The organism is Methanomethylovorans sp., from assembly GCF_041447285.1.
Lineage (GTDB): Archaea > Halobacteriota > Methanosarcinia > Methanosarcinales > Methanosarcinaceae > Methanomethylovorans.
In genome coordinates, this window is sequence record NZ_JBGMEB010000010.1 from 80,521 (window position 1) to 105,791 (window position 25,271).

At 40.8% G+C, this 25,271-nt stretch carries 20 protein-coding genes; 9 read left to right on the forward strand and 11 right to left on the reverse strand.

The features are described from left to right. Positions 1 to 113: 113 nt before the first annotated feature. The 7 genes from ACC612_RS07295 to ACC612_RS07325 form a co-directional block, all read right to left on the reverse strand. Positions 114 to 782, reverse strand: a complete 669-nt coding sequence (locus ACC612_RS07295; RefSeq protein ID WP_371853841.1) for an ABC transporter ATP-binding protein — start codon at positions 780 to 782, stop codon at positions 114 to 116. 2 nt (positions 783 to 784) lie between these two features. After that, on the reverse strand, positions 785 to 1,735 hold the full coding sequence (locus ACC612_RS07300) for an ABC transporter ATP-binding protein (RefSeq protein ID WP_371853842.1): 951 nt from the start codon (positions 1,733 to 1,735) through the stop codon (positions 785 to 787). After that, entirely contained in the window at positions 1,732 to 2,607 is an 876-nt protein-coding gene (locus ACC612_RS07305; RefSeq protein WP_371853843.1) for an ABC transporter permease, read from the reverse strand. The genes ACC612_RS07300 and ACC612_RS07305 overlap by 4 nt, the downstream gene beginning before the upstream one ends. A 4-nt stretch (positions 2,608 to 2,611) precedes the next feature. Further along, positions 2,612 to 3,556 (reverse strand): ABC transporter permease, encoded by a 945-nt coding sequence (locus ACC612_RS07310; RefSeq protein WP_371853844.1) that lies wholly within the window; start codon positions 3,554 to 3,556, stop codon positions 2,612 to 2,614. Between the two features lie 117 nt (positions 3,557 to 3,673). Further along, the gene (locus tag ACC612_RS07315) at positions 3,674 to 5,272 is read right to left on the reverse strand and encodes an ABC transporter substrate-binding protein (RefSeq protein WP_371853845.1); all 1,599 of its coding nucleotides are present in this window, start codon (positions 5,270 to 5,272) and stop codon (positions 3,674 to 3,676) included. A gap of 27 nt (positions 5,273 to 5,299) precedes the next feature. After that, positions 5,300 to 6,061, reverse strand: a complete 762-nt coding sequence (locus tag ACC612_RS07320; RefSeq protein WP_371853846.1) for a class I SAM-dependent methyltransferase — start codon at positions 6,059 to 6,061, stop codon at positions 5,300 to 5,302. Between the two features lie 273 nt (positions 6,062 to 6,334). After that, positions 6,335 to 9,622: a disaggregatase related repeat-containing protein gene (locus tag ACC612_RS07325; RefSeq protein ID WP_371853847.1), complete on the reverse strand. Its 3,288-nt coding sequence runs from the start codon at positions 9,620 to 9,622 to the stop codon at positions 6,335 to 6,337. Between the two features lie 392 nt (positions 9,623 to 10,014). Between ACC612_RS07325 and ACC612_RS07330 the strand changes: the two genes are divergently transcribed. Continuing rightward, positions 10,015 to 10,245, forward strand: coding sequence for a DUF1699 family protein (locus ACC612_RS07330; protein WP_371853848.1), 231 nt, complete (start codon positions 10,015 to 10,017; stop codon positions 10,243 to 10,245). 131 nt (positions 10,246 to 10,376) lie between these two features. On the opposite strand, the gene nikR is transcribed toward ACC612_RS07330, so the two are convergent. Beyond that, a complete protein-coding gene (gene nikR, locus ACC612_RS07335) occupies positions 10,377 to 10,820 on the reverse strand; it encodes a nickel-responsive transcriptional regulator NikR (protein WP_371853849.1) in 444 nt (147 codons plus the stop codon). A 518-nt stretch (positions 10,821 to 11,338) separates the two neighbouring features. On the opposite strand from nikR, the gene ACC612_RS07340 reads away from it, so the two are divergent. The 5 genes from ACC612_RS07340 to ACC612_RS07360 all read left to right on the forward strand — a co-directional run bounded on the left by ACC612_RS07340 (position 11,339) and on the right by ACC612_RS07360 (position 16,587). Then, entirely contained in the window at positions 11,339 to 12,985 is a 1,647-nt protein-coding gene (locus tag ACC612_RS07340; RefSeq protein ID WP_371853850.1) for an ABC transporter substrate-binding protein, read from the forward strand. 127 nt (positions 12,986 to 13,112) lie between these two features. Then, positions 13,113 to 14,096, forward strand: a complete 984-nt coding sequence (locus tag ACC612_RS07345; protein ID WP_371853851.1) for an ABC transporter permease — start codon at positions 13,113 to 13,115, stop codon at positions 14,094 to 14,096. After that, complete coding sequence (locus tag ACC612_RS07350; protein WP_371853852.1) at positions 14,093 to 14,950, forward strand: ABC transporter permease; 858 nt, start codon at positions 14,093 to 14,095, stop codon at positions 14,948 to 14,950. Before ACC612_RS07345 ends, ACC612_RS07350 begins: the two co-directional genes overlap by 4 nt. Before the next feature lie 58 nt (positions 14,951 to 15,008). Further along, positions 15,009 to 15,986, forward strand: coding sequence for an oligopeptide/dipeptide ABC transporter ATP-binding protein (locus tag ACC612_RS07355; protein ID WP_371853853.1), 978 nt, complete (start codon positions 15,009 to 15,011; stop codon positions 15,984 to 15,986). After that, positions 15,976 to 16,587, forward strand: a complete 612-nt coding sequence (locus ACC612_RS07360) for an ABC transporter ATP-binding protein (RefSeq protein ID WP_371853854.1) — start codon at positions 15,976 to 15,978, stop codon at positions 16,585 to 16,587. The genes ACC612_RS07355 and ACC612_RS07360 overlap by 11 nt, the downstream gene beginning before the upstream one ends. 101 nt (positions 16,588 to 16,688) lie before the next feature. Here the strand turns inward: ACC612_RS07360 and acnA are convergent, their stop codons facing one another. Together acnA and ACC612_RS07370 are read right to left on the reverse strand one after the other, a co-directional pair. Continuing rightward, positions 16,689 to 19,466 carry an aconitate hydratase AcnA gene (gene acnA / locus ACC612_RS07365; protein WP_371853855.1) on the reverse strand — a complete coding sequence of 926 codons (2,778 nt, stop codon included), beginning with the start codon at positions 19,464 to 19,466 and terminating at the stop codon, positions 16,689 to 16,691. A 284-nt stretch (positions 19,467 to 19,750) separates the two neighbouring features. Next, positions 19,751 to 20,176: a hypothetical protein gene (locus tag ACC612_RS07370; RefSeq protein WP_371853856.1), complete on the reverse strand. Its 426-nt coding sequence runs from the start codon at positions 20,174 to 20,176 to the stop codon at positions 19,751 to 19,753. Positions 20,177 to 20,692: 516 nt separating this feature from the next. On the opposite strand from ACC612_RS07370, the gene ACC612_RS07375 reads away from it, so the two are divergent. Further along, positions 20,693 to 20,899: a TRAM domain-containing protein gene (locus tag ACC612_RS07375; protein WP_298683665.1), complete on the forward strand. Its 207-nt coding sequence runs from the start codon at positions 20,693 to 20,695 to the stop codon at positions 20,897 to 20,899. Between the two features lie 105 nt (positions 20,900 to 21,004). Here the strand turns inward: ACC612_RS07375 and eif1A are convergent, their stop codons facing one another. After that, positions 21,005 to 21,343 (reverse strand): translation initiation factor eIF-1A, encoded by a 339-nt coding sequence (eif1A, locus tag ACC612_RS07380; protein ID WP_371853857.1) that lies wholly within the window; start codon positions 21,341 to 21,343, stop codon positions 21,005 to 21,007. Positions 21,344 to 21,707: 364 nt separating this feature from the next. Here eif1A and larA point away from each other — a divergent pair, with 364 nt between their 5' ends. Next, the gene (gene larA, locus ACC612_RS07385; RefSeq protein WP_371853902.1) at positions 21,708 to 22,946 is read left to right on the forward strand and encodes a nickel-dependent lactate racemase; all 1,239 of its coding nucleotides are present in this window, start codon (positions 21,708 to 21,710) and stop codon (positions 22,944 to 22,946) included. A 715-nt stretch (positions 22,947 to 23,661) separates the two neighbouring features. Next, a complete protein-coding gene (locus ACC612_RS07390; protein ID WP_371853858.1) occupies positions 23,662 to 25,266 on the forward strand; it encodes a DEAD/DEAH box helicase in 1,605 nt (534 codons plus the stop codon). Positions 25,267 to 25,271: the final 5 nt, after the last annotated feature.

A 25,271-nucleotide genomic window follows, 5' to 3' on the forward strand; every position in this document is an offset into this window, starting at 1 on the left:
TCTGTAGAATTCCTAACATATTATAGGTTTTAACCAACATTTTTGGCTCATTTTACTCAGAGTGTAATTTCAGTCAGTATTGAAAATTCATCGAATAGAACACTCTTACCTTTTTACATCTCCTCCACCCTCAAGATGCTTCCCTCCTCCAGATATGCTATCCTGTCGCATACTTGATGTAGTAGCTCGATATCATGGGATATGAGCAGGTAGGAAATGCCTTTTTCCTCCTGGATGCGCTGCATGAGCCTCAGGACCTGCGCCTGTACTGACACGTCCAGCATGGATGTGGGCTCATCGGCTACTATGAGCTGGGGTCCTATGGACAAGATCCTGGCAAGAACTATACGTTGGATCTCACCACCGCTTAGCTGGCTGGGGTAGCGGTGCAGATGCTCCATGCTAAGACCCACCATATCTGCAAGTTCCCTGGCTTTGTCATGCATCTGCTCTCCATTACATTTGCTGTGTATCTGCAATGGTTCGATGATACTGTCCATACCTTTCATGCGAGGGTCTAGGGATGTTTCAGGATGCTGGAATATCATCTGTACTCTGGTACTTGCGACAGAAGAATTTCTTTTGTTTTCGGATAGAAAATTTACACCACCATATAGGATCTCTCCGCTATCTGGTCTTTCAAGACCGACTATACAGCGCCCTACGGTAGTCTTACCCGAACCACTTTTGCCACAGAGGCCGAGGGTTTCACCCGGATAAATAGCAAGGCTCACGTCTTCAAGTACATTCCTGCCATTGAACTTCTTATGCAGGTGCTTCACTTCTAATACAGGTGACAGCTGACCAATCCTCCTTCATGAAGTTTTGTGAGGGGGTGTTTCAGGCAGCACACATCTGAACGTGACTCACAACGCTGGTAGAACAAACAACCCTTCGGCAGATCAATCCTGCTTGGACTATGGCCATCCAGTGGCACGAGACCATTACGTGGAAGAGCCTGCACAAGGCCTCTTGCATAGGGATGGGATGGAGATTTAACAATTCTCTCAGCTTCGTTGATCTCCATAATCCTCCCGGAATACATAACAGCCACCCTGTCACATACAGCATGTGCAAAATCCAGGTCATGAGTGATAATGAGCATGGAACTGCCGTACTGTTGTTTGATGTTCCGGAATAGTTCAATGGCTTTTTCCCTGGCTTCATTGTCAAGTCCCTTTGTGGGTTCGTCGGCGATCAAAAGCTTCGGATGCATGGAAAGGGAAATAGCTGCAAGCAAACGTTGTTTCATACCACCGGAAAGCTGGTACGGATATTGACTGCATACTCTTTCAGGATCACTGAGAAGCAGTTTGCTCATAACGGACATTGCCTTCTGTAAGCCATCTTTCTTTTTTATACCATGCTGTTCAAATATTTCAGTAACCTGAACGTGATTCTTTAATACAGGGTTCAGGGAAGTAGCAGGGTTCTGAGGCATTAATGATATCATTTTGCCTCGCAGTTCCCCCAGTTCTCTGGCACCCATGCCAAAAACATCCCGGCCTTCAAACATTATACTGCCCCTTGTCCTGGCATTGGCAGATAACAGACGCAGTACAGCAAGTCCAATCACGGATTTACCGGAGCCGGTTTCACCGATTATACCGAATGATTCACCTTCCTTTAGCTGGAAGGATACTCCATCTACGGCTCTTACTGCTCCATTCCTTGTAGAGAATTCAACATACAGATCCTTTACTTCAAGTGTATTATTTCTATTATTGCTTTTCAATACAGATCGCCTCCCTGATCATGCGGGTCAAGGATATCCCGCATCCCGTCTCCGAGAATACTGAAGATTACAACGAATAAAGTGATAGCCAGACCCGGAAATATCGTCTGGTAGGGTGCAGTTCTCATGAACTCCTTGCCTGCACTAAGCATGGAACCCCATTCCGGAATATCAGCAGGCAATCCCAATCCCAGGAAACTAAGAGCTGCCACTGAGAGAATCACATGTCCAAAATCAATGGTAGCCAGCACAATTATCGGGGCGATGGCATTTGGAATTATGTGTTTTCTCATGACATGCAGATTGCTGGCACCTAAAAGCTGCGTTGAGAGCACGTACTCCTGTTCTTTGACCGAAAGCACCTGGCCTCTCATGAGTCTTGCATACGAGGACCATTGCACTAAAGCCAATGAAAGCATGAGATTCATTAATCCTGGACCAAGCACCCCCATCATAGCCAGGGCAAAGATAATTCCCGGAAAAGCCAGGAAAACATCAATTGCACGTGAGATTACCTCATCCACCAGTCCGCCATAATAACCCGCTATACATCCAAGGCTTATGCCGATGATAAGCGAAAGTACTACTACACCAGCTGCAATTGACAGTGATGTAGTAGCTCCGTGCATTATCCTGCTAAGCATATCCCTTCCCAGATAATCTGTTCCCAGCAAATGTTCCGATGAAGGAGGTAGGTTCTTGTTCTTAAGATCAATACCATTAGGATCATATGGTGATAATACGGGGGATGCAATGGCTATGAATACTAAAATGCAAAGCATTGCCATGGATACAAGCATAGACTTGCGTTCAGCTGCTCTGCAAAGTGTTTCATTTTGTAATATACGGGTAATCATTGATCTTTTTTTCATGAAATCAACCGTACCTTATGCGCGGATCAACATAGGTATAAAGGATATCCACTAGGAAATTCACAAGCAAGAACATAGTAACAATCAGAATTATGCAGCCCTGTACCACCGGTAGGTCCCTGGCAGTGATGGAATTCACAAGCAAGCTGCCAATGCCTGGCCATGCAAATACTTCCTCTATTATCACAGAACCGCCCAGCAGGTGTCCCATCTGGAAACCAAGCACCGTTATTACGGGCAGCATGGCATTTTTCAGGGCGTGGCGAGTGATTATAACTCTCATGGGAAGCCCTTTGGCTGTAGCAAACTTGATGTAATCCTGACCAAGGGTTTCAAGCATACTGGTTCTTGTGACCCTAAGGATAGCCGTAGTAGAGTGAATAGACAATGCCAGTGAGGGCAGCAGAAGGTTCTCGATGCTCCCATACCCTGCAATTGGAATCATTTTAAGTTTCACAGAGAATATTAGCAGCAACAGCAAACCCACCCAGAATCCTGGCATGGATACGCCAAAAAGGCTTATGAAACGCAATAAGTGATCAGTGAATCTGTTCTCTTTCAGGGCTGAATATATACCAAGAGATACACCACAAAGCACTGCTATCAGCATGCTGGTCATGGCGAGAAGGATAGTTGCCGGAAATCGTAGCTCAAGTAGATACAGTACTGGTCGATTGTAAACATAAGAGGTTCCCAGGTCACCATGTAGCAAACCTGTTTGCATCCACCTAGTAAATTGCAGATAAAGAGGATCATTGAGATTGTACCGCTCTGAGATAGTCGCAAGTTCTTCATCACTAACGCTTTCTTCTAGTCCAACAAAAGTGTGTTTGAGTATAATCTCCGGAGTACCGCCCGGTATGACGTTCATCAGCATGAAAGTCATCATGCAGGCGATAAATACTGACAGGACCATGAAAAGAGTTCTTTTTAAGATATAGCGATACATCTGGCTGCCACAACCTTTTGAATGGATTTATTTTGGGGATATCAAGATCATAAAAAGGGAAGTGAAAGCACCGGACCCCCGGTGCTTACAATAGATCTCGTCCATTTTGTTTATTTTTCATTTCTCCATGTACATTCCAGCATTTACGCGGTAGTCATGGGCAGTGGGATCAAAGACATAGCCCTTGAGGTTATCGTTCTTCGCGATGGCACAGCCGTAGTATGCTACTATGATCATCGGCTGCTCTTCATAGACAATGGCTTCTACCTCATTGAACTTCTTGTAGCGGGCATCCAGATCTGTAATATCCCTTGCTTCATCGATCAAGGCATCCACTTTGGGGTTAGAATAACCAGGGCCGTTGTCGGGTCCATCAGTGTAATACCAATTGTTTAACACATACTCTGGATCAGGAACCATGGCAATGTTAAAGGCTGCCAGATAAAGATCCCAGTTGCCACTTTCTGTATTATCCTCTATTGCACCGTAGTCCATGACTTCAGCAGTTACTTTGATTCCAGCTTCCTTCAGTTCAGCGGCGATGGTCTCAGCCATAGGTGGCAATCCAGGTCTTTCTGAATACGTCATGAGTTTGAATTCTAAGTCCTTGCCATTCTTGTCACGGATTCCATCTCCATTGGTATCCACCCATCCGGCTTCTGTGAGCAGTTCTCCTGCCTTATCGAGGTCCTGTTTATAGGGTGTGAGGTTCTTGTTGGCCCATATCATTGTGGGTAGGAATGGACCGGCTGCAGGCTGGCCTACATTGTAAAGCACATGTTCTACTATGTCATCCCTGTCTATGGCATAGGAAATAGCCTGTCTGACTCTTACATCATCAAGGGGTTGATGTGCCAGGTTCACTGATATCCTGTACACGCGCGGTGTCATGTATTTCTCCACACTTATACCATCCAGGGCATCGATGCGGTCTGTTTCGCTGTATGGCACGTCCACTGTAAAGTCAACTTCTCCACTTTCAATAGCCATTGCTCTTGTATTTGGATCAGGGATACCTTTGAGTATCATCTTGTCAAGACCAACTTCGCCTCCCCACCAGTTCTTGTTTTTCACTACTGTGAGCTCACCGGTCTGTTCATTGAAAGATTCAAATGCGTATGGGCCTGTGCCTATGGGTTTCACCAGATTGCCCTGTGAATCTACTGATTTGCTGCTTATGATAGCAGTGTTAGGATAGTGCAACACACCGGCAAGTATGGGGTTCAGTTCAGTTGTTGTTATCTTAATGGTGTAATCATCCACAGCTTCTATGGATGCTATTTTAAGCATGGAATTGACCCTGGGGCTAATATTCATGACCCTTTCCAGGGAGAACTTGACATCTGCTGCAGTCATCTTGCTGCCATCATGGAAAAGGACATCATTTCTGAGATTGAACTGCCAGGTCTTGTTATCCAGTCGTTCCCAGGATGTGGCAAGTGCAGGTTTTAGTGAGAAATCTTCATTTGCTCCCACAAGTGTTTCCAAACAGGCTGCTTTTTCACAAAGAACAGTGCCATCCTCTGCGGGATCAATTGAATCTATAGCCCACATCTCGCCAAGCACAAGAGTGCTTTCGTTCTGCTGTGTGTCTTCAGTGTTGCTTACATTCCCCGTGCTTGCTGCATCAGAGGAACTGGAGGTGCATCCGGACATCATGACCGAACATACCACCATTAACATCAATATTAAACTCAATACATTCTGCTTTTTCATATCATTCATCCCCTTTCATAGTTGAAATTATTTGCAACCGTAGATCAGGTAATAGCCATATTTGTGCCCTACACGCTTGTGCCAGGGCATGTATCGCTTCTGGATATCGCGGATGTATGTGATATCCTGCGATCTTATGTCTTTAAGGCCTGAATTTTTGAGATAATCTGTGGACCTTTCAAGAGGAGTGCCACCTGCATTGGGAAGTGCAGCATTGAGTTCATTTGAATAGTATCCTTTCCAGGGATTTTTCCTCTCCATCACCATGACACCGACATTGCTGACAAAACGTCTTAATTTCGTGTCCATGGAACCGTCATCCCATAAGCCATCGATGATAATCACCCTGCCTCCTGGCTTTATCACACGCTTCCAGTTGTTTACGGCATCCTGCGGATGTGGAAGGGTCCAGAGCAGGTGACGATTGATGACTACATCAAAAGATCCTTCATCAAACGGTGGATTCTCAGCATCCCCTACCTTAAAATCGATCTTAAGCCCACGATTTTTTGCTTTGATTCTTCCTTTTTCCATCATTTTGTCAGAAAGATCAAGCCCTGTGACCTGATGTCCCATGCTTGCCAAAAGAAGACTTATCTCCCCTGTACCGCAGCCCACGTCCAAAATTTTCAGTTTCCCTGTGGGAAACACTTTGTTAAAGACTTCTTTCCAGGCTTTTGCTTCTTCAGCACTTTTTACAGCATGCCCATGCTGTGTATCATAGGTAGTAGATGAATCATCCCACTTGCTGGTGATTTCTTCTTTGATCTTAGTGTCTGGTGTTACCATGCCAGCATAAAAGACAATATAGTATTAATAATTTATTGATTCGTAATAACTCATATTATGATAAATTTTACTCATCTGAGAGAAAACGCTATAAATTAAAAGTAATTATGAAGAATTTACTCTAAAAATGATTTAAAACATCATCTACTGGATGATTCTTATTGAATTAAAAGCAAAATTAGATACATTACCTTATCTGATTAGAAGATATTCGGATGAAAAAGAAAGGGAGTGAAAATTGCTTTCACTCCAATGGTTTGTTTTTCTCCCCAGTTAACCCGTTATAGTTAGTATTGGCTTTTGCTCATCATCAGACCATTCTGAACTGTAGAAAGCAATGTAATTTCCACTTTCTGTTTTTGCCTTGAGTAAGAAGCCAGTGTTCGTATACGTACCATTTACATATTCCTGCACAAGTTGTGTGACATCAAAGTCATAGTATTTGTTATCAGGTACTTTGCTGCCTGCAAATGTAACTGATGCATAGGGTGTAGCACCTTGCGAAACACCATTCATATCAAACCATTCTCCACCAGCATTTTTCCATGGGACACCAGACATTCTGGACCTCCAGGTAACATACTTTGAATTCCACTCCACTGGTCTGTAAACTTCAACTATAGTATCAGAAGTACGGGTAGTTTCTGCTGGATAATACCAGTAGAGAGAAAGTGTAGCCTTTGAGATCGTATCAGTTATCCCGTAACTGCTGAGATCAAAGAGCATTGCATCCCTGCAGCGATATGCGCTCTTTCCGATATCAAGATAAGTTGTAGTGGAAAGAACACTATTTGGCGATGACTCACGCAATCTGTTGTCATACACAGGAGTATAAGAAGCTATGCTAACCGGACCAGTGACAACTACCTGTAGCGTGTCATTAGATTTCTGTCCTCCGGTGTCTGTGACAGTGAGAGTCACAGTGTAGGTTCCTGCTGCATCATAAGTTTTTGTAGCTATCACTCCACTAGCTTCAGAAGTAATTCCATCTGATGCATCAAAGTCCCATGAATATGATTCTATGCCTTTGTCATCAGTGGAAGCATTGCCATTGAAAGTGACGGCTGAACCTGTGGTTGCAGTTTTATCAGCACCAGCATTTGCAACCGGCGGATTGTCAACTGAATCTGGGGCTGTAGTGATAGTTAGCATTGGCTTTTGCTCATCATTAGGCCAGTCAGAACTGTAGAAGGCAATGTAATTTCCACTCTCTGTCTTTGCCTTGAGTAAGAAACCAGTGTTTGGATACGTACCATTTACATATTCCTGCACAAGCTGTGTGACATCAAAGTCATAGTATTTGTTATCAGGTGCTGTATTGCCTGTAAATGTAACTGATGCATACGGCGTACTACCCTGGCTAACGTTGTTCATATCATACCAGTTTCCACCGGCTGTGCTCCAGAGCACACCAGACATCCTGGACCTCCAGGTAACATACTTTGGATTCCATTCCACTGGTCTGTAAATTTCAACTACAGTATCGGAAGTACGTGTCTTACTTTCGGGATAATACCAGTAAAGCGACAGCTTAGCCTTGGATATTTTGTCCGTCTTATCGTACATGCTAAGATCAAACCACATCACATCCCTGCAGCGATATGAGCTCTTTCCGATATCAAGATAAGTTGTGGTAGAAAGAACACTGTTTGGAGATGACTCTCGCAGTCTGTTGTCATATGCAGGTGTGTAAGAAACAGTAGTTTCTGTATCAGTAACTGAAGAGGTCTCTACACGAAGAATAGTTAGACCTCTATCCTTATTGGCAACGTATACATAGCCATCTGCTACAGTGACATAGCCGTTAATCTCACTACTATCATAAGTACCTGCAAGCTTTGGATAGCTGGGATTGCTAATATCCAGAATAGCAAGGCTATTTTCGCCAACAACATAAGCATAGCTGTCGGATACAGCAACATAGGACGCACTGATACTGTCATAGCTACCTGCAAGTTTTGGAGCTGCAGGATTTGTAATGTCTACAATTTCAAGAGCTCCTGCAGCTAGATATGCATATTTTCCAGATACTGCGACATCAGATACTGTAGTACCATAACTGCTGACAAGAAGTGGTGAGGATGGATCAGTGATATCCAAAACGGAAAGCTCCAGATCATGTGGTACATATGCATAATTACCTGATACTACAACTTTTGACGTATAGTTTTCCGGGCCATAGCTCCCATAGTCACCGATAAATTTTGCTGATGCTGGATCACTGATATCCAGGATTGAAAGACCGGGGAAACCTACACCTGTGTATGCATAATTACCTTGCACATCAATACCAACTCCATTATCTGCAAAAATACTGGAACTACCAGCGAGTGTTGGTGATGAAGGGGTTGTAACATCTATAATGCTGACAAGAACGGAATCACTTCCTCCGCTTGCTATATATGCATAATTGCCTTGTACATCAACTTCGTCCGCTTCATCAATATCATAGTTACCTGTAAAGATTGGTGAAGACGGATTGCTAATATCTGCGATTGTAAGACCGTTCCAGCCCGTGATGTATGCATAGTTACCTGCTATACTTGCATCCAATGCCCAGTCTCCATTGTAGTAATTGTTCACATGCACTGGCGATGAGGGATTGCTTGTATCTACTATTTCAAGGCCGGAACCTATCAGGTATGTATAATCGCCTGCTACAGCTAAGCCGTTTGTATTATGATCTGTAGTGTAAGTGGTCATAAGATCTGGTGATCCCGGATCAATGATATCTATAATGGAAAGACCATTATATTCTGTTCCATAGACATAGCCATCTGATACTGCTATACGGGTGTATCCAATTCCACTTTCAGCAATATAGTTGCCCACAAGGATTGGTGATGCAGGATCTGTAATGTCTAAAATTACCAAGCCCTTGTAGGCATCGGCTACGTAAGCATAATTATCTTCTATTACGACATCAAGTGCGTAAATGTCGTCATTATAAGTGCTTACAAGTTGTGGTGATATTGGATTAGCTATGTCCAATATTATAAGACCACCAGCAGCTACATACGCATAATTGCCTGATATGGCAACACTATTTGCATTACCGTTATCAGATGTATCATAATTTCCTGCAAGCTTTGGAGATGACGGATTACTGACATCTATAATTTCAAGGTTACCCGGAAACTCATTAGTCACATAGGCATATTTGCCGGATAGAGCAACAGAATAAGCAGGTGTGTCATAAGTACCTGTATAAGTACCCATAATTTTTGGGGCTTCCGGATTAGTTATATTAACTATTGTAAGACCACTGCTACCATCTGCTACATAAGCATAATTTCCTGATACATCTATAGCGCTTACTATCGAAGGGGTAATCACTCTGCCTACTTCAGATGGCTTATTGACATTTGTGATGTCCAACACAACGAAATCTTGTCCTTGACCCAGATATACATATTTACCAACTACTTCAATATCATATGCATTTCCTCCAAAGTTGCTGAGAAGTTCTATATTGATCTCATCGGCTGACCCTATTCCTGTGATCATGGTCATCAACATTACGATTTGAAGAAAAGTTGATTTGTTTAATTTGGTTTGCATTTGTACCACCCGTTTGCTGAATACGAGAGGATCAAAAATTGCTCATTAGTTAATTTAGTGAACTAACTATATAAACTCTATGAGAAAATTCTGGAGATATTTTTATATTTTTTATTACGGGTACGATATCAGCTTGTAATAGTATTAGTGTGACAATGGAATAAATATTGCAAGTAATGTTATTCCTCATCAATTAGCCAGAAATGCTCATTTGAACAGCAAAGAGGAATCATGATATGATTTTTACTATATTGATTTAGCATGGAATTGTGGATTATAATCATTTACTTTGAAACACTTTGGATAAAGATATAAATACAAGAACGTACTTAAAAAAATGGGGATTCTATAAAACCTGTGCTGTAAAATGTTATTTTAAAAGGGAATAAGATATGAAAACAAGGGTTATCAATTCCAAAGAAGAAATCACTGCAGTGGACCAAAAAGCAGAAATTGTTCACCTTACATTCAAACCACACAATACAGACATATTAACGCTTATTATACAATATCCACAGATCAAAGCACTTCAAATTTCAAGTTCTCATCATAAAACTATGTCTAATTATGTAAAGAAATGCCTTGAAATACGGGGTGTCAAACTGCTTGAATGTGACATGTAATTACAAGCAAAGATCTCAGGAACTATTCAATAGTCTCTCTCTGAAGCAAACAGATCATCATTAAAAGTATATTAGTAACATTCGTCTGCCGCTTATTTGAAAAATAAAAACTGTTTAAAGTTCTAACGTTTTTAGACTTCTTCCAGGATTTGAGTAGTAGCTTCTGGAGGATGTGCAGTATTTAATTTCACATATTTAACACCTTTAAGTGACATCAACTTTTCAGTCATTGACCTGACATCCTGCCTTTCTCCATCTAAAACGATGACTTCCAGACAATTGTCATTATCCAGGTGAGTAATTATCGAGGATTTTATCAAAGATGAATTATCATGCTGGATTTCAGTGAGAGAACTGGATAACCCACGTTTCATGTATTCATAGATCAATGTGATTGTAGCAACACGCCTGCCTTTGACATCATTCATCCATTCATAATGCGTTATATAACTTCTTATAGCATCCCTGATGCCTTCAGAGCGCGATGAATAACCTCTTTGATCAATGATACTGTCAAATTTAGTAAGGAGGTTATCAGGAAGTGAAACACCTATTCTCATTAATTCTTGTTCCATACAATCACCCAATAATTTTAGTATTAAATATAGTGATACTAAAAGATAATAGTACTTTTTATGCAATATTATGATAATTAGAGAATAATCATAGGTGTAACATTATTCGATAATTTTGTCTAAAATAGGTAATTAGATGGGATAGAACCCCAAAAATCCATTCCTTCATGGTTCTGCTCAACTTTTGCTGGGATTTAAATCAAATATATGGATCTATAAACATACATGCTTTATGTGTTATGAAAATAGTAATACATATGTTATAATTTCTATTTGATTACTGATTTGTACGCAAATTACATTTTAATTTTTGTAGTAATACTTTAATCAACAAAAGTATTAAATATAACTATTGTTTTACATGAAGCTAATTACTAAGTAGGATATATTTACTAAATTAAGAGTATTTTTAAACATAAATTTAGTAATAAATAGTGTACATAGACAGTAAAAATACTCTTATAATACATACCATAAAAAATAAATTTGGTTCGAAAACAAGTGGAGAAGGAGTTTAAATGAACAAATCACTGAGCCTTTTATTGATAGGACTAATAATAATAGGAGTCGTTGCATTTTCCGGATGTGCAGGAAATGCAGGTGATACAACTGCAAATGAAACAAGTGCAGAAGCAGTAGCTACCGGAGAAACAAGTACAGATGAATTAGTTGCAGCTATAGGTACCCATGGTGGGGAACCTGCAGCGGGTTTTAATCCAATTACAGGGTGGGGTTATAACCATGAACCGTTGATTCAGAGCACACTGTTTAAAAAAGATAGTAATGCAAATTTGATCAACGATCTTGCTACAAACTACACAGTTAGTGAGGATGGATTAACGTGGACTGTTAAAATAAGAAACGACGTTAAATTCCATGATGGAGTACCACTAACAGCTAAGGATGTAGCATTCACATTTAACACAGCATCAAACGCCAGTGGTCAAGTGGACCTTTCTATGCTTGAAAAAGCTACAGCCCTCAATAACGAAACAGTTGAATTTAAACTAAATGACAATCAGGCCACATTCATTAATAAACTCGTAGTAATTGGGATTGTACCTGAACATGCTTATGGAGAAAACTATGGTCAGAATCCCATAGGATCAGGCCCGTACAAGTTCGTAAAATGGGATAAAGGTCAGCAAGTAATTCTCGAAGCCAATCCTGATTATTATGGTGAAACACCATACTTCAAGAAACTGACTATAGTATATATGCAAGCAGATACTGCCTTTGCAGCTGCGAAATCGGGACAGATAGATCTGGCTGAAATTCCATCTTCTTACGCCAATCAGAATGTAAACGGCATGAAAATAGTATCCCTGGATTCCATTGATGCCCGCGGAATAAGTTTCCCGATGCAGGCCAATACAGGTAAAAAAACAGAGAATGGCTATACGATCGGAAACAACGTAACCTCTGATGCTGCAATAAGAAAAGCATTAAATATTGGAATAGACAGGCAGGCTTTGATCAATGGTGCATTGAACGGGCAGGGCCAAGAGGAATTCACTGGTGTAGATAAAGTACCGTGGGGAAACAAGGAAGCCATATTTGAAGATGGAAACATTGATGAGGCTAAGAAAATCTTAAGTGATGCCGGATGGGTGGATACTGATGGCGATGGCATCGTTGAGAAAAATGGGCAAAAAGCCGAATTTACTTTGTTATACGCGGCAACTGCACAGGAAAGACAGGCATTAGCTGTTTCTATATCAGAAGAAGCCAAAAAGATTGGTATAAGCATTAACCCCGAGGGTGCAAGCTGGGATAAGATCGATACCCTTGCTCATTCAACTCCAATCGTTTTCGGATATGGTTCACTGGACCCCACCGACATGTACCTAAAATACTATAGCAAGAGCTACGATCCTGCAAACTACAATAACATAATTATGTACAACAACTCTGTTGTGGACTCCTATTTGAGGAAAGCCATAACCAGCTCTGATCAGAACACTGCAAATGAGAACTGGCAGCTGGCCGCCTGGGATGGAAAAACCGGATTCTCTGAAAAAGGAGATGCTACATGGATGTGGATGGCAACAATCAATTATGTATACATTGTAGATGAGGATATAGACATGGGAACTCCAAAAATCCAGCCTCATGGTGCTGATATCTTTGGAAACATTCTTGAATGGAAGCGCACGGAAAATTAGGCAGAGGTTTAAGATGCTGAGGATCTGGAAATCCTCAGTACAACCTCTTTTTTAGAATATCTATTCAACATTGTTTTCTTGGAAGTATATCAGGAATATTGGCACCCGGTAACAGGGAGGTTTAGGAGTGAAACACAGAAAACTAGGGTTTTTTATTGGAAAAAAGGCTATCAAATTGATCCTCCTTTTGATAGTTGTTTGCATTGCAAGCTTTTGGATTATCGAGCAGTCTCCGATAGATCCTGTCAGAGCTTATATTGGGGAGATGAGTATACAGCCGGAACAAAAGGCAAAATTAGAAGAATATTGGGGAGTTAACACTTCCCCGCAGGAAAAATTCCTTAACTGGGCAAATAACATCCTTGAAGGGGATTTTGGAACTTCATTGATTTACAGGATGCCTGTTATTGATGTTATCAAAGAACGATTTACAGCATCTTTAGTTCTGATGTTTTCCTCCTGGTTAACATCGGGAATCCTGGGGTTCATTTTAGGAATAATAGCAGGAATGAAAAGTGGAACTTTGGTTGATAAGGCAATAAAAACTTACTGCTATCTTTTAGCCGCCACCCCTACATTCTGGCTGGCATTGATCCTGTTACTTGTATTTTCAGTGTATTTAGGATGGTTCCCTGTAGGTCTAAGTGTACCTATAGGAGTTACAGATGTGACTTTTTTCGACCGGATACAACATTTGATCCTCCCTACAATAACCCTGAGTTTACTGGGAGTTGCCTCAATTGCAATGTTCACTCGTGAAAAATTAATTGAAGTTATGTCAAGTGATTATGTGTTATTTGCAAAGGCAAGAGGGGAAAAAGGATTCGATCTTATACTAAGGCATGGAATCCGAAATGTAGCTCTTCCTGCCATCACATTGCAGTTTCTTGGATTCAGCGAATTGTTCGGAGGAGCTGTCCTTGTGGAGCAGGTTTTTTCTTATCCCGGAATAGGACAGGCTACAGTAGCAGCTGGTCTACGATCTGATGTGCCTCTTCTTTTAGGAATAGTCATCATAAGCGCGTTGTTTGTGTTTTTCGGGAATCTGATTGCTGATATCATCTATGAATTCCTTGACCCCAGGATAAAACAGCAGGAGATATCATCATGAGTACAGCTGTTGTAACAATGAACAAAAGATCCTTCATAGGAATGAACCTGAGGCAAAGAACCATTCTATTGATAGGATTTATGTCGCTGTTGTTAATTACAATCGTAATTTCCAGTTTATTTCTAGACAGCAAGTCACTGCCTACTGATTTTGGATCAAAGAACCTTGCCCCTTCTCTTGAACATCCGTTTGGAACTGACTGGATGGGAAGAGATATGTTTACAAGAACCCTGGGAGGACTGGGATTAAGTATATTGATAGGAGCTTTCGCATCCACGATCAGTACTGTATTGAGTGTAATATTAGGTTTACTTTCAAGCATAGGAAAAGTAGAAGATTCATTTGTATCCTGGCTGGTAGACCTATCCCTTTCGATACCGCATCTTCTTTTAATAATCATGATTTCTATCGGACTGGGAGGAGGGGCTACGGGAGTAATCATTGGAGTTGCATTAACTCATTGGACAAGTCTGACAAGAGTTGTAAGAGCAGAAATCAAGCAGCTAAAGACCCAGGAATATATTCATATATCCCGAAATTTTGGTAAATCCAAATGGTGGATAGCTGTAAAACATTTTCTGCCTCATTTAATTCCTCAGTTCATATTAGGTACGATCTTAATGTTTCCACATGCTATTTTGCATGAAGCTTCGGTTACTTTTCTGGGTTTTGGACTTTCACCACACGAACCGGCTATCGGTATAATACTATCAGAATCTATGAAGTATTTGTCAGCAGGATACTGGTGGCTTGCATTCTTCCCAGGAGTATCACTGCTAATAATAGTTCTGGCATTTGATGTGATCGGTGAAAATCTGGCAAAGCTTATGGATCCGAAAAAAGCTCACGAATAGATGACCTGCAGATATTTTGTTATGTTGAAAACACAAAAAATATCAAAAGAGGTGAAGTATGTCAAATAAAACTGAAATGAATGTTGAAAAAAAGAAGAAGGGTGAAGCTCTATTAAATGTAAAAGATATTTCACTGTCTTTCATTCAATATGCTTCCGGACTTAGGCAAACTGAACTAAAAGTGATCTCAAATTTAAGTATTGAAGCTTATAGTGGCGAGATCTTAGCTGTTGTAGGATCAAGCGGTTCTGGAAAAAGCCTTCTTGCACATGCGATATTAGGAATTTTACCTTCAAACGCAAAACTATATGGCGAAATGAACTATAACGGCCAAAACCTGACTCAGGAAAAAAAGGAAGAATTAAGGGGTAAGGAAATAGCCCTTATTCCTCAATCTGTAAATTATCTTGATCCTTTAATGAGGATTTCCAATCAGGTAATAGGAAGTGTTGAAGAAAAAAATAAAGAATTGATGAAGAAAACGCAGAGAAATATTTTCCATAAATACGATTTGAAACCAGATGTTGACAGAATGTTTCCCCATGAATTATCGGGGGGCATGGCCAGAAGAGTCTTGGTTTCTACTGCCTTAATGAACTCCTCAAAGCTCATAATTGCAGATGAACCTACTCCGGGATTGGATGAAAAAAATCTGAACGAAACACTGAGTTACTTCAAAGACATGGCAAATAAAGGATGTGCAGTAATACTTATAACTCACGATATCGAAGCTGCATTAAAAATATCGGATAAGATTGCAATCTTCTATGCAGGCACGATTTTAGAGGTAGCTAATACAGAAGATTTTAAGAATGAAGGAGAAAATTTGCGCCATCCATATACACGTGCTCTGTGGAATGCCCTTCCCCAAAATAAATTCCAGGCAATAAAAGGCCATCAACCAATGCAGGATGAAGTTCTTGAAGGATGTTTCTTCTATGAAAGGTGTTCTAGAAAGAATGAGCTTTGCTCTAAAGGCACCCCTCAATTGAAAAAGATAAATGAAGGATTGGTGAGGTGCAATAATGCGTCTTAAGGGTGAAAATATATGTTTTGGATACAAGAAGGATAATTGGATCTTAAAGAATGTGGATATATCGTTAGGCAGCGGGGAGGTATTGGGGCTAATAGGGGATAGCGGAAGTGGCAAATCCACCTTATGTAAGATACTTTCAGGCTACGAAACCAACTATAGTGGAACTGTAAGCATAGACGGGGAAAAAATCCCGTTAGGCGTATATAATCCGGTCCAGCTTATCTTCCAGCACCCTGAAAAAGCTGTGAATCCAAAATGGAAAATGAAGGATATCTTAAATGAGGGCCATGTTGTTTCACAGGACGTTTTAGATTCCTTTGGAATAAAGAAGAACTGGCTTAATAGATGGCCAAATGAACTTTCCGGGGGAGAACTCCAGAGGTTTGCTCTTGCAAGGGCTTTGGGGCCTAATACTAAATTTTTAATAGCTGATGAAATAACTACAATGGTAGATGCTATTACTCAAGCTCAGATCTGGGAAAGTATTTTGGGGATTGTTGAAAAGATGAATATAGGAGTTCTGGTCGTGAGCCATGAAAAAAAATTAATGAATAGATTATGCCACGATGTTATTGACATATCCCGTATAAATAAGACCTGACTTGCGGCTTTGAGGAAATCCTCCTTTTTATAGAAATTTCTGGTACAAATTTTTGCGGATCTCTCAAGATTTACAAAGCCAAAAAGTAAAAAAAGGGAGCTTTAGTTCCCTTTTACCTTTTCCCTCAGGAACCTGTGCAGTATTCCACCATTGCGGAAGTATTCCACCTCAATGGAAGAATTAAGCCTGACAATTACATTAAAGATTTTTTCTGTTCCATCTTCTTTATGAGCTACTACCTTGAGTTCGCTGGCTGGCTGCAACTTAGAGATGTCCAGCAGATCATAAATTTCAGTGCCATCCAGACCAAGAGACTTGGCATTTTCACCTTCCTTGAATTGCAGAGGCAGAACTCCCATGCCTATAAGGTTGCTGCGGTGAATGCGTTCGAATGATTCAGCAATCACTGCCTGCACTCCCAGAAGTTGTGTGCCCTTGGCAGCCCAGTCACGGGAACTGCCGGTACCGTATTCCTTGCCTGCAATCACTATCAGAGGAACTTTATCTTTCACATATTTCATGGCAGCATCATAGATGTACATCTCCTGCTTTTCAGGCAGGTGAAGGGTCCATGACCCCACTTTTCCAGGCACAAGCTGATTCTTAAGCCTCACATTACCAAAAGTCCCACGCATCATGACTTCGTGATTTCCTCTGCGTGCACCGTATGAATTGAAATGTTTTTCATCCACATCATGGCTTTGCAGATATTCACCTGCAGGATAGTGAGCAGGTATGGAGCCTGCTGGTGATATATGATCAGTAGTTATACTGTCACCAAGCATTGCCAGAACTCTAGCACCTTTTATATCCTGCTTATCTCCGATGTTGAGAGGGAAATCCTTGAAGAATGGTGGTTCCTGAATGTACGTGGATTCTGGATTCCATTTATATTGTGTACCACTGGGTGCATCCAGTTCTCTCCAGAGTTTTGTGCCTTCAAACACATTGGAGTATTCTTTATCGAACATCTCGGGAAGAACATACTTGGAAACGTAATCATTGATCTCTTCTCTTCCTGGCCAGATATCTTTTAGATACACTGGCTGCCCGTTAGGATCACATGCAACTGGCTCTTTGGCAAGGTCAATGTCCACATTACCTGCAAGAGCAAATGCGACTACCAGTATTGGAGAAGCAAGATAATTCGCTTTTACCTGAGCATTGATCCTGCCCTCAAAGTTCCTGTTGCCGCTAAGCACTGCAGCAACTGTAAGGTCCTTGTTCTTTATCATCTGAGACACTGAATCCTTAAGAGGGCCACTGTTGCCTATGCAGGTGGTACATCCATATCCTACATCATGGAATCCCAAGGCTTCAAGATATGGTGTCAATCCGGCAGCTTTAAGGTAATCCGTAACTACCCTTGATCCCGGAGATAAACTGGTCTTTACAAAAGGCTTTACTTTCAAGCCTCTTTCTACGGCTTTCTTTGCAAGCAGACCTGCACCCATAAGCACTGCAGGGTTGGATGTGTTAGTACATGATGTGATCGATGCGATTACAACAGAACCATGGGCAACAGCAACATCATCTGCAGCACATTTCATCTTGACAAGACCTGAATGGCCAGGGATCTTATCCTTTGCAAGGGTATAACCACCTTCTTCCAGCCAGCGGTTATAATCCGGGTCTGCTGCAAGTAGCTCTCCGCCTCTTTTCTCCTTGAATGCAGTTTCCATTGCCTTATGGAATACTTTTGGCATTTCTGACAGCAGTATGCGGTCCTGAGGTCTTTTTGGACCTGCAAGACATGGCTCTACAGTGCCCATGTCAAGTTCCAGTGTATGTGTGAATTCAGGCTCAGGGGAGTCATCAGTCACGAATAGTCCCTGCAGCTTCAGGTATTCTCTTACCATATCTACGTGCTTCTTGTCCCTGCCTGTCATAAGCATATATTGCATGGTTTTTTCATCGGCAGGGAAGAATCCCATTGTAGCACCATATTCTGGGCCCATGTTCGCCAGAGTCGCCCTTATTGTCAGGTCAAGAGCCCTCATGCCCGGACCGTAGAATTCTACAAACTTATCTACTACACCGTGTTCTCTTAACATTTGAGTTACAGTGAGCACTAAATCTGTTGCTGTTACACCGTCCTTCAGATTACCGTATAACCTAAAACCTATTACTTCCGGCACAGCCATATAGTAGGGCTGGTTCAGCATCACAGCCTCTGCTTCTATGCCGCCAACTCCCCATCCGAGGACTCCAAGCCCATTGATCATGGTGGTATGTGAGTCCGTACCTACAAGTGAATCAGGATATGCAACCTTTCCTTCTGCAGTTTCCCTGAAATGGACCAGTGGTGCCAGATATTCAAGGTTCACCTGATGGATGATACCTGTTCCGGGAGGAACTACCTTCAGGTTATTGAAAGCTCTCTGAGCCCAGTGCAGCAGTTCATATCTTTCCTGGTTGCGGTGGAATTCATATTTTTCATTACAATGTATGGCATAAGAAGTTCCATAGTAATCCACCTGTATGGAATGGTCTATGACCAGATCCACAGGGACTACGGGATTGATCTCAGCTGGATTTCCACCAAGCCTTTGCATTGCTGATCTTATAGCAGCCAGGTCCACAACTGCTGGAACACCTGTAAAGTCCTGAAGTATGACCCTTGAAGGAATAAACGGGATCTCTGACTGTTGTGTCTTTTCCGGACTCCATGCAGCAAGGGTACGGACATCCTTCTCGGATACAGATTCACTTCCAGCATTTCTCAAAAGGGATTCAAGAAGTATTCTAATTGAATAGGGTAAGAGGGATATATTCCCGATACCCATTTCCTCAAGTTTGCTCAGACGGTAGATCGTCACTTTTTCATCACAAATATTAACGGTCTCTTTTGCACCGAACGGATTACCTTTTCCGGTCATATTGTCACCTATGATCATAAAACGTGTAATGAGATTTCAGGCACATGCCTGATGATTGTGTTATCGTAAAGTTGTTCATGACAGTTGCTAGCCAAGTATTCATGTCAGCACTGAACATTAACATTGCCAGTTGACAAGGTATCTCAAGGTATTTGTAGACTACCCTTGCTGGGAAACAATGCCAGAATATGGATTTATGTATAATCTACAAATAAAAACGTTTGCTGCAATAATAGATTTAGGTATTGCCAGCGTTAAGATGGTCTGGCAATCTTGACATAAAATTATCCAACTATTCCCAGATCAAGTAAGAGGGAAATGATTATCGAAATAACGGAGAATGCAAAAATAATTAGATAATTTATCCTTTCCTTGGAAACCGATAGGCTCCAGATAATGTAATGCAGTCCTTCAAGGTCCTTTTCAGTTAACTTCTTGCCACTTTCAAGCTTTTCCAAAAGCTTCAGGTCTTCCAGCACTGCTAACCTTCTCTTGGAAACTCGATATCTGTGTGCAAAAAATACCATATAACCTACTACTCCTAGATAGAACATGGCCTTTCCTAATAGTGGATTGTAATGATCTGCTATGAGTATGAGTCTAAAAGCTAGAGCTGACATGATCCCCAGCCAGAAATAGACCTTTATTGTGGAGGAACTGAAACCTTGGGGAACATGTATATTACCTTGTGCTGTTGCACTATTCTTCATTTTAATCTCCAGTTTTATTTTAAATCAGAAGTCAACTACCTAGTTACTACTATTTAAAATTAATGCAAATTGTATTGCGATATGCTGTACAAAAATACAAAAAAGAATAGCTCAACCAAAAGAACATGAATGCAGGCTCCTTAAGTAAAAATAAATTCATGTAAAATCAATTGAGACTGAATTGGAATTCAGTTCCTCGAATTGAATATCAAAAAGATACGATTTTTACATAACCTTAATATTTCTTTTTGATATTCAATTTATAACTATACAGATCTATTTCTAATGTATGTACTAAGATTGGCATACTGGAAAACTACTAAAATGATAGAAATGCATGGTTTTACTGCTTATCCAGCAAAAATTTATATATCTATATTGCATGGATATCCTTGCTTTGAGTGTGTAACTGTTTTGAGAACATAAGGCTTTTAATGGTATTACTTTGTAACTGCTATTTTCCGTATGCTTCCAGCAAGTGCACCTTCTAGCGTATTTGTAAAGGAAGTGAAATTGTTGTTCAACAAAAATGAATCAACTGCTCCAGTTGATGCTGGAAAGGAATACGAAGTAACCATTGAAGACATTGCAAAAGAAGGCGACGGAATTGCCAGAGTAAGCGGTTTCGTGATCTTCGTTCCAGGTACATCTGTGGGCGATGAAGTGACTATAAAGGTCACAAAGGTCATGCGCAAGTTCGCATTTGCTGAAGTTGTAGAGTAATATTAATTAAATCAGATTCTAAGGAAGATCAGTTATTATGATTTTCCTTATCTCTTTTTCTTTTATCAATAAAGGTTAAAAAAGAATTTAAAAGGTTGCTTCAGATTATTTCAGGAAGCCTTTACGTGAAAGCCAGTCCACCTGTGGTCTTGTGTATTTCCAGATCACATCGGCTTTTGAATCCTGTATTTCCCATGGAGTAGCAATGACCAGGTCCCCTTCTTTTACCCACATACTTTTTTTCTTTGATCCTGGGATTCTTCCCATGCGTACAATTCCATCCATACATTGCAGTCTTACCCGGTTAGCTCCAAGCAGACTAGCTACTGTAGCAAATACTTCATTATCTCTTTGGCGAGGAGTACGTACTTTTGTGATCTGGTCCGGACTGGCACTACCGCTTTGTGAGTTTTTCTTTCTATTATTGCTTCTATAATTGGCCAAATTAATTCCACCTTTTTTGTATTAATAATCAAATAACACTATAGTCTAAACCTAAAGTAAGAAGGGTTACAGGCCTGTCAAAAATACTTCAAAAACATTGCCTATAATAACTTCTGAGCTTGATCGACTTCAGAACAAAACCATACATTACATTCAGAAAAAGAAAATCTTCAATGATAATTATACAACTTCACTCTGCTATTATATCTAGCGGACTAAACTATATAACTTGAACGCATAACCCGACTGGCAATAGTTAAATAAGTCCTCTTGCTTATGACAGGAAAAGTTATTCTATCGTTGATCAAGATCATTATTTTAAAACAATATATCCATCAAAGGAGAGATCCTCATTATAGTAAAGATACCTTATGGCCAGGAATATGTTGATCTGGATGTCACTGTTCCTCATGAGATCATTGCTCCGGCAAAGGTCAAGGCTGGCAATGAGTCCGAAATTATAAAACAGGCTCTTGAAGAACCAATAGGAATGGAATCATTTGCCAGTTATGCAAAAAAAAGCGACAAGTTACTGGTTCTTGTGAACGATGCTACCAGGCCCACTCCGACATCCAAGGTGCTCAAAGAACTCCACCCTGTTCTGAAGGATCATCCTAACGTAAAATTCCTGATAGCTACAGGTGCGCATAGAGGACCTACTGAAGATGAACTGAGGTATATATTTGGCGATTTCCTCGAGGATTTCAGGAACAATATATACGTGCACGATGCACGCAAAGATGAGGATATGGTATATCTCGGGGAATCTAGCAATGGAACCGAGATGTATCTGAACAGGCTTGTTACTGAGACTAAGAACATCCTGGTAATAGGAAGCGTTGAACCGCACTATTTTGCAGGTTATACAGGAGGCAGGAAATCCTTCCTTCCGGGCGTAGCTGCATACAGAACCATTGAAATGAACCACATGCATGCTCTTTCTGATAAAGCAGCACCTTTGGCTCTCGAAGGTAATCCGGTGGCTGAAGATATGGAAGATGCCATGAAGGTGCTGAAAGACCTGCGTGTATTTTCCATACAGACTGTCCTTACAGCTGAGCATGGATTATATGCAATGATTGCCGGAGATCTCAAACTATCTTTTGATTTAGCAGTCAAAAGAGCCAATGAGGTTTTCTGCACACCTTGTAATAAAACAGGAAATATTGTCCTTACTGTAGCTCCATACCCTATGGACATTGATCTGTACCAGTCCCAGAAAGCCTTAGAAAATGGGAAGCTTGCACTGGAGAACGGTGGTATTATCATACTCGTATCAAAATGCAGGGATGGAGTCGGAGATGATACTTTCCTCAAGCTGCTTTGCTGCGCCCAGACTTCAGAAGATGTAATGAAGAAAATAGCTGAAGGCTATAAGCTTGGTTACCATAAAGCTGCGAAGATGGTGCAGATAGGAATGCATGCACAGATGTGGGCTGTTTCGGACCTTGACACTGATACTTTAAAAATGGCAAGACTTAAGCCTCACACGGACCTACAAGAAACCTTCGATAAGGCAATAGATGCCACCCGCGCCGCAGGCAAAGAGCCTTATGCTGTTATCCTTCCACAAGGAAGTCTGACAGTGCCTCTGTTAAAATGACGGAACTTGCATGATATCCCACTTATTGAGAAACATGCCAGTTCTTATCGATTTTTACCATTGATTATGTTTCATGTTACTTGAAACAAAGTCCGCATTATTTTTAAAAGAGGATATTTGGAATCCATATTTTTTAGTACATTTTAAAGTCAATGGAGACCTAGATGTCCAAAATGAACAAAATTCGCTAGTTTTATATATATTGAAAGTACACAAGATTATAGATTGAATAACTAGGATCAAATCAAAGTTATATCGATCTATAAAGTCTGCTAATGGCTTTAAATGCTGAATGCAGTATATATACTGCTAAGAGCCTTGTACAGCCTGTTGAATTGCCTCAAAATATCATGTGATAGGCAAAATGGTATTTCTCCGATTGGAGGTGAGATGAATGGCAAAGAAAGAAGAGCAGAAGAAGGGAGCAAAAGCACCTGAACCAGCAAAAGGAGCTGCAAAAGCACCTGCTAAAGGCCAGAAAAAGAAATAACCAAATTCAATGATCTGGTTTTAAAGAGGGGTAAAACCTCCTCATTTTGTTTTTTATTCATGCAGTTTCTCAAGACTACTTTATATACATGAGTTCAGTTATTCTACATATCTGAAGCAATGAAGTAGTCTTGCTTATCTCTATATTATACTGTATTATATAATTTATACAACTATATAGCAGTGCATTTGCATTCGAAAAATGTTACAGGACAAAAGTGAACATATGACTAAATTCAATAATTTCAAAGCGTTCAATATATCACAGAACATGCTGGATGTTCTGGAAAAAAAAGGCTTTTTCAACCCCACTCCAATACAAGTACGTGTGATCCCTCTTCTTCTCAAAGGAGAGAAAGACATAATAGGACAGGCACAAACCGGCACAGGAAAGACTGCTGCTTTTGGTATTCCCCTCATTGAAAAACTTACAGGGAACACAGGCAACATACAGGTTTTAGTCCTGACTCCCACAAGAGAACTGGCACTTCAGGTATCTGAGGAGCTGGAATCTCTCAAAGGAGAAAAAAATCTATCTATAGTGCCTTTGTACGGCGGCCAGTCAATTAAAGAGCAGCTTAAGACATTAACATCTGGTGCTGACATAATTGTGGGTACTCCGGGAAGGATCATCGACCATCTGAAAAAAGGAAACATCAAACTGGACTCTATCTCCCATCTTGTGCTTGACGAAGCCGATGAGATGCTCAACATGGGTTTCATAGAAGATGTGAAAGAAATCTTCAAAAATACAAATGAGAACAAACAAATGCTGCTATTTTCAGCAACTATGCCAACACCTATACTCAAGCTTGCTAAAAAGCACATGCGAAACCACGAATACATTTCAGTGTCACAGGAAGACCTCATTGCAGAATTCACTGACCAGGTCTATTATGAGCTTGCAGAGGAACAAAAGTTCGAGACTCTCTGCAGGCTGATCGATATAAACGATGGTTTTTATGGACTTATCTTCTGTAATACTAAAAGCGATACTGTTGAGGTCTCACAAAAACTCGGTGAAAGAGGTTATGCAGCTGATGCACTGAATGGAGATCTGACTCAGGACCAGAGAGAAAGCATCCTTAAAAAGTTCAGAAGCAAGGGGCTCAACATTCTTGTGGCTACAGATGTAGCGGCACGGGGGATCGATGTACTGGAACTCACGCATGTGATCAATTATTCCTTACCTCAGGATGCTGAGTCTTATATTCACAGGATAGGCCGTACCGGAAGAGCAGGGAAACAAGGTACCGCAATCACTTTCATTACTCCTGCCGATTCAAGGAGGTTTGAATCATTCGTCAGAGCTGCAAATGCTGAGGTCCGGCTGGAGAAAATACCATCTCCGAAAGAGATTGTCACTGTGCGCACTAAAAATTTCAAAAAGGATATCGGACAGGTCCTAAAAGCAGGAGAATACACTGATTTCCTGAAATTGGCTAACGAACTGCTGGACAAACAACAGTCCATTGCCGTGGTTGCATCTCTCCTTAAATATTATTTCCAGGATACTCTCAAGGAAGAGCATTATCCTGAACTGGATGCAGGCAGCTCTAAAAAAGACGATGGCAAAATAAGGCTTTTTGTAGCTATTGGAGATTACGAAGGTATGACTCCTGAAAAAATGCCAGATTTTCTCAGCAGAGAGTCGGGCATAACTGATCTTGAGCTCGATACCATTGAAGTGTTCTCAAAGTTCTCTTTTGTCACAGTCCCCAAAAAACAGGCTGATCTGTTACTCAAAAGGTTTGCAGATATGCGCAAAAGAAACCGGCCATTTGTAGAGCTGGCAATGAACAGTAATGTAAGGGAAAACAGAAAGAAATAGCCTGC